The 9998-nt window shown below is 67.5% G+C and carries 10 protein-coding genes; 7 read left to right on the plus strand and 3 right to left on the minus strand.

Features of this window, described 5'->3' with window-relative positions:
* Positions 1–104: 104 nt before the first annotated feature.
* Positions 105–692 (plus strand): DNA-binding protein, encoded by a 588-nt coding sequence (locus tag Q0A34_RS09480; protein WP_291479750.1) that lies wholly within the window; start codon positions 105–107, stop codon positions 690–692.
* 155 nt (positions 693–847) lie between these two features.
* Here the strand turns inward: Q0A34_RS09480 and ychF are convergent, their stop codons facing one another.
* Entirely contained in the window at positions 848–1933 is a 1086-nt protein-coding gene (gene ychF / locus Q0A34_RS09485) for a redox-regulated ATPase YchF (RefSeq protein ID WP_291479751.1), read from the minus strand.
* Positions 1934–2103: 170 nt separating this feature from the next.
* Here ychF and Q0A34_RS09490 point away from each other — a divergent pair, with 170 nt between their 5' ends.
* Genes Q0A34_RS09490 through Q0A34_RS09505 form a run of 4 tightly spaced genes read left to right on the plus strand, consistent with a single transcriptional unit; the run spans position 2104 to position 6448 of the window.
* The gene (locus Q0A34_RS09490; protein WP_291479752.1) at positions 2104–3747 is read left to right on the plus strand and encodes a sodium-dependent transporter; all 1644 of its coding nucleotides are present in this window, start codon (positions 2104–2106) and stop codon (positions 3745–3747) included.
* Positions 3744–3923, plus strand: a complete 180-nt coding sequence (metS, locus tag Q0A34_RS09495) for a methionine/alanine import NSS transporter subunit MetS (protein WP_291479753.1) — start codon at positions 3744–3746, stop codon at positions 3921–3923. Before Q0A34_RS09490 ends, metS begins: the two co-directional genes overlap by 4 nt.
* 43 nt (positions 3924–3966) lie before the next feature.
* Positions 3967–5571: an AI-2E family transporter gene (locus Q0A34_RS09500; protein WP_291479754.1), complete on the plus strand. Its 1605-nt coding sequence runs from the start codon at positions 3967–3969 to the stop codon at positions 5569–5571.
* A 22-nt stretch (positions 5572–5593) separates the two neighbouring features.
* The gene (locus Q0A34_RS09505; protein WP_291479755.1) at positions 5594–6448 is read left to right on the plus strand and encodes a Yip1 family protein; all 855 of its coding nucleotides are present in this window, start codon (positions 5594–5596) and stop codon (positions 6446–6448) included.
* A 44-nt stretch (positions 6449–6492) separates the two neighbouring features.
* On the opposite strand, the gene Q0A34_RS09510 is transcribed toward Q0A34_RS09505, so the two are convergent.
* Positions 6493–7536: a 4-hydroxy-3-methylbut-2-enyl diphosphate reductase gene (locus Q0A34_RS09510; protein ID WP_291479756.1), complete on the minus strand. Its 1044-nt coding sequence runs from the start codon at positions 7534–7536 to the stop codon at positions 6493–6495.
* A gap of 26 nt (positions 7537–7562) precedes the next feature.
* On the opposite strand from Q0A34_RS09510, the gene xseA reads away from it, so the two are divergent.
* Entirely contained in the window at positions 7563–8915 is a 1353-nt protein-coding gene (gene xseA / locus Q0A34_RS09515) for an exodeoxyribonuclease VII large subunit (RefSeq protein WP_291479757.1), read from the plus strand.
* A complete protein-coding gene (locus Q0A34_RS09520; RefSeq protein WP_291479758.1) occupies positions 8908–9165 on the plus strand; it encodes an exodeoxyribonuclease VII small subunit in 258 nt (85 codons plus the stop codon). The genes xseA and Q0A34_RS09520 overlap by 8 nt, the downstream gene beginning before the upstream one ends.
* Positions 9166–9188: 23 nt before the next feature.
* Here the strand turns inward: Q0A34_RS09520 and Q0A34_RS09525 are convergent, their stop codons facing one another.
* The gene (locus Q0A34_RS09525; protein ID WP_291479759.1) at positions 9189–9788 is read right to left on the minus strand and encodes a DUF4245 domain-containing protein; all 600 of its coding nucleotides are present in this window, start codon (positions 9786–9788) and stop codon (positions 9189–9191) included.
* Positions 9789–9998 lie beyond the last annotated feature (210 nt).

The raw sequence follows: 9998 nt of genomic DNA on the forward strand, positions 1-9998 counted from the left end.
CCCTTGGGACGCCGATTCGCGCCCCGACGGTACGACACAGCGGAGCCATCCAGCCCCGTGACCTGCAAGAACCCCATCCCCTTGTCTTAGGAGCCATCTACACTATGTCCCCCACCCAGGATGCCCCCACGACCGCCCTCACCCCACAGCAGCGCGTCTGGCGCGCCGCCGACGCGCTGGCGGCCAACGGGCAGCGCGTCACTGCCCGAGCCGTCCGAGTCCAGGCGCGCATCGACGCCACGGCTGTCCAGACCCACCTGCCGGCCTGGCGCGCGGAGCAAGAGGCTGCGGCCGCCGACGCCGCGGCCGCCCCCCCCGTCCCAGAGCAGGTCATCGCCGCCTGCGGCCGCATCTGGACAGCTGCGTGGGCTGAGGCCGAGTCCCACCACCGCCGACCGCTGGACGAGGCGGGGGCGCGGATCGAGGAGCTGGAGAGGCAGCTCGCTCAGCTGGACACCGACGCCGCGGCCGCTGAGGCCGAGCTCGCTGAGGCCCAGCAGCTGCGAGCGGAGGCTGAGGCCACCGCGAATGCAGCGGTGGCCGCCCAGGCCGCCGCTGAGGCGCAGGCACTCACGGAGGAGAAGGCCCGCCGTAGGGCCGAGGCCCGCGCCGAGCAGGCCGAAGCAGCACTGAGAGAGGCGCTCCAGGCCGCATCCGATGCCCGGGCCCGCAGCGCCGGTCTGGCCGCGTAGCCCGCCGGCACCTTCGAGTGCGGTCACGCGGTAACCCGACGAAAAGGACCCTCGACCTGTACCGGTCGGGGGTCCTTGGTCTGCTAAAGATCCGCTAAAAGCACCCCATCACCGCAGGTCCCATTTAGCGGGCGGAAACTCTCCGACCTGCACGATCAGACGTTGAACTTGAACTCCACCACGTCGCCGTCCTGCATCACGTAGTCCTTGCCCTCCTGGCGGACCTTGCCGTGGTTGCGGGCCTCGGCGACGGAGCCGTACTCGTCCAGGTCGGCGAAACCGACGATCTCGGCCTTGATGAAGCCGCGTTCGAAGTCGGTGTGGATCACACCGGCGGCCTGCGGTGCGGTCGCCCCCTGCGGGATCGTCCAGGCACGCGCCTCCTTCGGCCCGGCGGTGAGGTAGGTCTGCAGTCCCAGCGTGGCGAAACCGGCCTTGGCCAGCGTCTGCAGACCCGGCTCGTCCTGCCCCACCGAGGCGAGGAGCTCCGCGGCCTCCTCGTCGTCGAGTTCAAGCAGCTCGGCCTCGGTCGCGGCGTCCAGGAAGACGCAGTCCGCCGGCGCCACGAGGTCGCGCAGCTCCTTCTGCCGTGCCTCGTCGGTCAACACCGCTTCATCGGAGTTGAACACGTAGAGGAACGGCTTCGCCGTCATCAGGTGGAGTTCCCGCACCGCGGCGAGATCGAACTCCCCGGACACCGACGCCGAGTACAGCGTGCGACCGTCCTCGAGGATCTCCTGCGCCTGCTTGGCTGCGGTGGCCTGGTCCGCCTTGTCGCGGTCCTTGCGTCCCTCCTTCTCCAGCCGCGGCACGGCCTTCTCCACGGTCTGCAGGTCGGCGAGGATGAGCTCGGTCTCGATGACCGAGATGTCCGTCGCCGGGTCGACGCGCCCGTCGACGTGGATCACGTCGTCGTTGGAGAAGGCGCGCACCACCTGGCAGATCGCGTCCGCCTCACGGATGTTGGCGAGGAAGGCGTTGCCCATCCCCTCGCCTTCGGAGGCGCCCTTGACGATGCCGGCGATGTCCACGAACGACACCGTGGCCGGCAGGATCCGCTCGGACGAGTAGATCTCCGCCAGACGGTTCAGACGCGGGTCCGGGAGCTCCACGAGGCCGACATTCGGCTCGATGGTGGCGAACGGGTAGTTCGCCGCGAGGACGTCGTTGCGGGTCAGGGCATTGAACAGCGTGGACTTACCGACATTGGGCAGGCCGACGATTCCGAGAGTAAGGGTCACGACGCCCATCCTAACCGGTACCGCCCCGGCGACGACGCACACCCCCGTCGCTTCCGTCTGCCCTGAAACCCTTTCCTAACTGTCTGTTTCCTGGAAGTCTGGTGGGAATCTAGGATAGATTCGATTTCTTCAGTTCACCTGCCACAACTAGACCCCGGAGGCACCCGCACATGTCTGCAGACGCTTCATCCGGGCCGCAGGTCGGTTCCGACGGCAAAGACGGAAAGGTCACCCGCGACACGTTCAACTCGCGGATCCTCTTCCTCTTCGCCGCCATCGGTTCCGCCGTCGGCCTCGGCAACATCTGGCGATTCCCCTACGTCGCCTATGAATCTGGCGGCGGAGCGTTCCTCGTCCCCTACATGATCGCGCTGCTCACAGCGGGCATTCCCCTGCTGTGGATGTTCTTCGCACTGGGGCACCGGTTCCGCGGGTCGGCCCCGCTGGTCTTCCGCCGCATCCACCCGCGCGCCGAGATCCTGGGCTGGTTCCAGGTCGGCATCTCGTTCTTCATCGCCGTCTACTACGCCGCGATCATCGGGTGGGCGCTGCTCTACACGATGAAGTCCTTCACCAAGGGCTGGGGCGAGAACCCCGGCGAGTACTTCTCCGGTGAGTTCCTCCAGGCCGAGACCGACACCGTCTTCTCCGGCAGCTTCGTGATGCCCATCTTCATCACCATGATCGTGGTGTGGGCCGTCGTGCTGCTCACCCTGGCGCTGGACGTCAGCAAGGGCATCGGACGACTCAACGTCATCTTCATCCCGCTTCTGCTGGTGCTCTTCCTGGTGATGGTGGTCCGTGCCCTGTTCCTCGACGGTGCGGCCACCGGCCTCGACGCACTGTTCACCCCGGACTGGAGCGCGCTGACCGACGCCACGGTGTGGATCGCCGCCTACGGGCAGATCTTCTTCTCCCTGTCCATCGGCTTCGGCATCATGATCACCTACTCGTCCTACCTCAAGCCGAGGTCCAACCTGACGAGCACCGGCCTGGTCACGGCCTTCGCCAACTCCTCCTTCGAGGTGCTCGCCGGCATCGGCGTGTTCGCTGCACTGGGCTTCATGTCCGCCGCCTCCGGCATCCCGGTCAGCGAGGTCGCCACCTCCGGAATCGGCCTGGCCTTCGAGGCGTTCCCGACGATCATCAACCAGATGCCGGCCGGTGAACTCTTCGGCATCCTGTTCTTCGCCAGCCTGGCGATCGCGGGCATCACCTCGCTGATCTCCATCGTGGAGGTCGTCTCCTCTGCTGTCCGTGACAAGTTCGACCTCCCCCGTCGTGTCGCCACCCTCTCCGTGGGCATCCCGATGGCCGTGCTGTCGATCCTGGCGTTCTCCGCGACCAGCGGACTGGTGACCCTGGACATCATGGACAAGTTCACCAACAACATCGGCATCGTCCTCGCCGCACTCGTCGCGATCCTCGTCGTCGGTGTCCTGACGATGCGGATCAACGAGCTGGAGCAGCACCTCAACGCCGTCTCCTCGTTCCGGGTCGGCCCGACCTGGCGCACCTTCCTGATGTACGTGACCTCCGTGATCCTCACGTTCACCCTGCTCAGCGAACTCGGCACACTCCTGTCCGAAGGCTACGGCGGATACGCCGACAACCAGGTCTTCACCTGGGGCTGGCTGCTGATCATCGTCATCGCGCTGGTCGGCGTGGTCATGCACTTCGTCCCGTTCACCCGCAGGTCGCTCGTGCTGGAGGAGACCCCGGGATCGGACTTCGGCGTGCCCCCGGGCGGGCGCGCACGCGGGGCCCGCAACCCCCTCGCCGCAACCCCCGAATCTGAAGGAGTGAGCCGATGAGCACCACCGCAATCATCATGATGGCCCTGTTCATGGTCTTCCTGTGGGGCGGCCTGATCGTTGCCGTCATCAACCTCAGGAACCACTCCGACGAGGAGTCCGGGGAGCTCGGCACCGCACCCGGCACGGACGACGAGACCCTCGTCTTCCACGCCTCGTCCCACCCCGCGGGGTGAGTCCCGGCCCGTCCCGATGACGGCGGGCCCCTCGTCGTGCACAATGGGTCACGTGAGCAGCGATTCCAAGAACACCAACGGGTCCTCCGGGAGAAACACGTCGGACGGACCGAACGGCCCCGACCCACGTGACGTCGTGGCAGGACGGGACTTCGCCGACATCCTGATGGGATCCGGGCGGATGGACCCCGAGTCGACGCTACCGCTCCCCGGCGAGGAACCGACTCCGGAGAAGAGCCCCGCCGAGGCCGCGCGCGACTCGGCCTTCCTCAAGGACGACCCCGCGCTGCAGGAGCCGGACGACCAGTCCGCCGTGCTGGCGTCAGACTCCGAGACCGGCCCCGGGGACGAGATCCGCGACCGCGCCGAGGTCATCGGCACCTCTGCGCGATGGGCCGCAGGCTGGAGCCTGCGTTTCCTCGTCGTCGCCGCGGCCTTCTGGGTTCTCGGACGCGCGCTGTCGGGCGTGTGGTCCGGCATCCTGCCGGTGATCCTGGCGATCATCGTCTGCACCGTGCTGTGGCCGGTGGCACGGCAGCTGCGCCGCTGGCACGTGCCCAACGCTCTGGCCGTCCTGCTGACGATCGTCCTGTTCTTCGCCGTGTTCGGCGGCATCATCGCGGCCATCGCGCCCAGCGTGGGCAAGGGGATCCCGGACCTCGTGGACAGCGGGTCCCAGGGCATCGCGCAGATCCAGGAGTGGGTCGCCGGTCCCCCGCTGAACCTGCAGAGCGACCAGATCGACAACATGATCGCCCAGGCCACCAACTGGGTCCAGGACCAGACCGACCAGATCACCCAGACCGCCATCACCGGCGTCTCCGCGGTGACCTCGGCGGCCATCACGCTCTTCGTCATGCTGGTCCTGATCTTCTTCTTCCTGAAGGACGGCGAGAAGTTCCTGCCGATGATCCGGCGCATCGCCGGCCGTCGTGTCGGCTGGCACCTCACCGAGGTCCTTACCCGCTGCTGGAACACCCTCGGCGGATTCATCCGCACGCAGGCGATCGTCAGCTTCATCGACGCCTTCTTCATCGGCATCGGACTGGTGATCATGAACGTGCCACTCGCCGCCCCTCTCGCGATCATCACCTTCTTCGGCGGGTTCATCCCGATCGTCGGCGCCTTCACCGCCGGTGCGCTCGCCGTGCTGGTCGCACTGGTCGCCAACGGGTTCACCACCGCGCTGATCGTCCTGGGTATCGTGCTGGCCGTCCAGCAACTCGAAGGCAACGTCCTGTCGCCGGTGCTGCAGTCCAAGGCCATGAAGATGCACGCCGTCGTGGTGCTGCTGTCGGTCACCGTCGGTGGCGGGCTCTTCGGCATCATCGGCGCCTTCCTCGCGGTCCCGGTGGCCGCGATGATCACGGAGGTGTTCCGCTACATGGGCGACCTCACCGACCTGGCCACCGGCGAGAAGCACTCCGCCGACATCGACTTCGCCACCACCGCCGGCAAGCAGACCGGTGCCCAGCGTGAGCAGGCGGCCCAGCGTTGGCAGGACTGGCGCAAGTCACTGACGAGTGACGACTCCGGCGAGCCGAAGCCGTTCAGTAAACTGCTCGCGCCACTCCTCCCCGACGACAAGAGCGACAAGGGTGAGAAGGGCGACAAGCCGAGTGACGGCTCTGCTTCGAAGCAGTCGTGAGGATCGGGTAACATCAGCGCCCGTGACTTCTGAGACGAACGACGAGTCCGCCCCGTTGAACCGCAGGGGCCTGATCCCGGTGTGGGCTCCCCTGCTGGTGATGTTGGCCGTGGTGCTCACCGGGATCGTCCTCGGCGGGATCGGGACCTCCTACACCGTTCTCTTCGCCGTCTCGGCGATCGTGTGCACCGCACTGGTCGAACTGCGTGGACTGTTCCTCACCGTCGTCCTCCTGCCGGTCTACTGGTTCTTCGGCGTCACCGCCGCAGGCCTGGTCGGAGGGGCGTCGGCCACGGCGAACTCCAGCTTCAAGGCGACGCTGATCACCGTCGCCTACCCCGCGATCGAGAGGTTCCTCTGGCTGGCGGCCACGTTCGTGATCTGTGTGGTCATCGCCGTCGTCCGGCAGCGGATCGACGCCGCGGTCCTTCAGAACCAGCACCGGCGTGAGCTTTCCCGCCGACGCCACCTCAGCGACGCCGAGCAGAACAACCAACGTCTCAACGCCCGGGTACGCGACATCGACCGGACGTCGGACACGGAGCGGCCGGTACGCACCAGCCGCGCTGACCGTCCCCTCCCGACGGAGCGTCCTGACCGTCCCGAACGGGACCAGTCCACGACACGCGCCTACCGCTCGAGCTCCGCTGCACCCTCCTCCCCCGCGGCAGAGGAGCGTCGGACCGAGGACACCCCCCGGTACCGGCGGGCACGGGAGGCGGACCGTCGTCCCGCCCCGGAGGTGCGGCCCTCGGCAGCGGAGTCGGCCGGGGCACCGGAGAACCCGGAGAACCGCACCCGCACTGCGGCGGAACTGCGGGAAGCCAGCCGGCGTCGTCGGACGCGTAGCCAGGACCGCCCCCTCGACATGGACTAGGCACCCGACAAGGCACCGGGGTTCCTCCGTCCGGAGGTGTTACATCAGCTGGCGTTGCGCGCCGGACGCAGCTCGCGCGGCAGGGAGAACACCAGGTCCTCGGTGGCCGTGGTGACCTCCTCGATGCCGGTGAAGCCATGTTCTGCCAGCAGGTCAAGCACACCTCGCACCAGAAGCTCCGGAACGGAGGCACCGGAGGTGACGCCGACGGAGGTGACACCCTCCAACCAGGCGGGATCGACCTGCTCGGCGTAGTCGACCAGGTAGGACTCCTTCGTACCGTGCTGGAGCGCCACCTCGACCAGCCGCTTGGAGTTCGAGGAGTTCTGCGAACCGACGACGATCATCAGCTCCACCTTCGGGGCGATCGCCTTGACCGCGACCTGCCGGTTCTGGGTGGCGTAGCAGATGTCGTCGCTGGGCGGGGTCTCCAGCTGCGGGAACTTCTCCTGCAGGAGCTTGACCGTCCGCATCGTCTCGTCCACGCTCAGGGTCGTCTGGGACAGCCAGATGAGCTTCGTGTCCTCGGGGAAGTCCAGGGCGTCGACGTCTTCCTGGCCGTCGACGAGGTGCACCACGTCAGGCGCCTCACCGGCGGTCCCCTCGACCTCCTCGTGACCGTGGTGACCGATGAGAATGATCTGGTAGCCCTGCCTGGCGAACCGCTTGACCTCGTTGTGCACCTTCGTCACCAACGGACATGTCGCGTCGAAGGTCCTGAGGTTCAGCTGCCGGGCCTCCTGGTGCACCTGCGGGGAGACCCCGTGCGCGGAGAAGACCACGTTGGCGCCCTCGGGAACCTCGGTGGTCTGGTCGACGAAGATGACCCCGCGCTGCTCGAGCGTCTTGACGACGTGCTTGTTGTGCACGATCTCCTTGCGGACGTAGAGCGGGGCCCCGTGCTTCTCGAGTGCCTTCTCCACGGTCTCCACGGCCCGGTCGACGCCGGCACAGTAGCCGCGCGGCGCGGCCAGCAGCACCCGCTTGGCGACACCGTCGCCGGCGACGTCCCCGGGGTGGTCGATGGTGGTCGTGGGGGCGGTCGTGGTGAAGTTGTCCACAGGTGAAGCCTCAGTCATGTCCCCCATGCTATCCGACCTCTACAATCAGAGCCATGTCAGATGCTTCCCCAGCCTCGCCGCCGACCGGGGCGCCGCCGTCACCGACCTCCGCGGAGTCCCCGTGGCCGGTCCACGTCGTCAACGACAAGGTCAAGGGGTGGATCGAACGGCTCGGGCACCTGTGGGTGGAGGGGCAGATCACCCAGGTGAACATGAAGCCGTCCTGGAAGCTGTCCTACATCACCCTGCGGGACGTGGAGAAGGAACAGTCGATCCCGTTGACCTGTGCGACGTCGATGCTGCGCTCCATGCCCACGCCGCTGAAGAACGGTGACCGGGTGGTGGTCTACGGCAAGCCCGCCTACTACTCGGGCCGCGGCTCCTTCTCCCTGTGGGTCTCGCGCGTCCAGCACGTCGGCGTCGGCGAACTGCTGGCCCGGATGGAGCAGCTCAAGCGTGCGTTGGACGCCGAAGGTCTCTTCGACCCACGGCTGAAGCGTCCGCTGCCTTTCCTGCCCCGCAGGGTCGGTCTGGTCACCGGGCGCGGTTCCGCCGCCGAACGTGACGTCCTGGCGGTCGCCCACGACCGGTGGCCCTCGGTGGAGACCGAGGTGGTCAACACCGCGGTCCAGGGCCCGCAGGCGGTCCCCCAGGTCATCGCCGCTCTCCAGCAGCTCGAGGACGACCCCCGGGTGGACGTGATCATCGTGGCCCGGGGCGGCGGCTCGGTGGAGGACCTGCTGCCCTTCTCCGAGGAGGCACTGGTCCGGCAGGTCAGCCGGATGACCACGCCGGTGGTCAGCGCCATCGGACATGAGCCGGACAACCCGATCCTCGACAACGTCGCCGATCTCCGGGCGGCGACGCCGACCGACGCAGCCAAACGCGTCGTCCCGGACGTCGTCGCCGAGCGCGCACTCGTCACCGAGCTTCGCGACCGTGCCGCCGGTGCCCTGCGCTCCTGGGTCGCCAATGAACAGCGCGGCCTGTCGACCGTCCGGTCGCGCCCGGTCCTGGCCGATCCGTTGCTGCCCATCCGGCGGCAGCAGGAGGTCGTGTCCGAGGCCCGGCAGCGCAACGACCGCGCCCTGGGCATCACCATCCGGGACATGCGCTCCCAGATCACCTCGCTGAAGGCACAGGTCAACGCGTTGGGCCCGTCGCAGACGCTACGCCGCGGCTACTCCGTGGTGCAGGTTCTCCCCAGGGACCACACCCCGCCCCAGGTGGTGACGACCGTCGACGACGTCTCCCCGGGCTCCCAGTTGCGCATCCGTGTCCTGGACGGATCCGTCACCGCGGCCGCCATGGCGGTCCAGCACGCGGAGGGCACCGACAGCAGAGCAGACCGCACACCCGCCCCAGAAACCGGTAACGACCGAAAGGACACCCCCACCGATGAGTGACAACGACGACAGGCAGACCTTCCGCCCCCTGGAAGAACTGAGCTATGAACAGGCCCGCGACGAGCTGGTGGAAGTGGTCAAGATCCTGGAGCTCGGCCAGATGAGCCTCGACGAGTCACTGCGCTTCTGGGAACGCGGGGAGGAACTCGCCGCGTACTGCGAGCGCTACCTCGACGGCGCCTCCGAGCGCGTGGAGGCCGCGTTGCAGAACCGCAACGGCGGAGACGACAGCTCCGCCGAGACCGAGTAGCAGCAGTAGCTGCAGTAGATGTACTAGCCGGTGACGATCGGGTCGGTGGCCACGACCTTGTCCGCGAGGGTCTCGTAGAGTTCACCGGTGGCGGTGCCGGACAGGATCACCGTGGAGTCTCCCAGGTCAGCCGCCCAGACCGGACGGGCGTCGTCCCCGGTGTAGATCCGCCACGTCACCGTGTCCCCGGCGGACTCGGCGGTCTTTCCCGACGCGGTGCTGCGGTGTGTCCCGGTCTCCTCACGGAACTCGTCGTCCACGTCCGCCACGGCGTCCTCGGGCTCCACCCCGGTCTGGGTCAGCGAGATGTAGTGCTTCTCGTCGACCACCCACCCGGCGATCGACGACGGCTCCCCGTCCACAGTCGTCCGCCGCCCCGAGTTCGGCTGCCAGTTGTCCGGCAGGTCGGGGTTACGCACCGGGAAGCTCAGGCTCCGCGCCTCACTGTCGAGGATCGCGTCGACGTCTACCTCGTTGACGGGCCCGGCGGTGTCCGCCGGTCCGGGGTTGTAACTGCACAGTCCGGTGAAGCCGACAGAGAACGCCATCACCAGCCCCAACGCCCCCAGCGAAAGAAGCAGGTCGCGGGTGGAGGTGAACATGCGCGGTTTCTCGAGTTTCACGGCACTGATTATTGCAGACAACCGCCCCGGGGACCCTAACCGCAGCCGTGCGGCACAGTCAGGGACACGCAGACACAGGCGGACACAGGTGTGGGGACACCTGCGCAGGCCGGCCGGACAGACTCATGGAACAATGGAGGCACCCCCGATGCACTACCGATTTCAGAAAGCTGGTCTCCGATGACTTCCGGATCTGACTCTGTCCCCACC

Origin of the sequence: Corynebacterium sp., assembly GCF_022712195.1 — a bacterium.
Lineage (GTDB): Bacteria > Actinomycetota > Actinomycetes > Mycobacteriales > Mycobacteriaceae > Corynebacterium.

Bases quoted from the DNA above. Each gene is read 5' to 3' on its own strand.
- Q0A34_RS09520 (WP_291479758.1), top strand. From the start codon at position 8,908: ATGAGTGACAACGACGACAGGCAGACCTTCCGCCCCCTGGAAGAACTG.
- Q0A34_RS09480 (WP_291479750.1), top strand. From the start codon at position 105: ATGTCCCCCACCCAGGATGCCCCCACGACCGCCCTCACCCCACAGCAG.
- Q0A34_RS09500 (WP_291479754.1), top strand. From the start codon at position 3,967: ATGGGTCACGTGAGCAGCGATTCCAAGAACACCAACGGGTCCTCCGGG.
- Q0A34_RS09490 (WP_291479752.1), top strand. From the start codon at position 2,104: ATGTCTGCAGACGCTTCATCCGGGCCGCAGGTCGGTTCCGACGGCAAA.
- Q0A34_RS09510 (WP_291479756.1), bottom strand. From the start codon at position 7,536: ATGGGGGACATGACTGAGGCTTCACCTGTGGACAACTTCACCACGACC.
- metS (WP_291479753.1), top strand. From the start codon at position 3,744: ATGAGCACCACCGCAATCATCATGATGGCCCTGTTCATGGTCTTCCTG.
- xseA (WP_291479757.1), top strand. From the start codon at position 7,563: ATGTCAGATGCTTCCCCAGCCTCGCCGCCGACCGGGGCGCCGCCGTCA.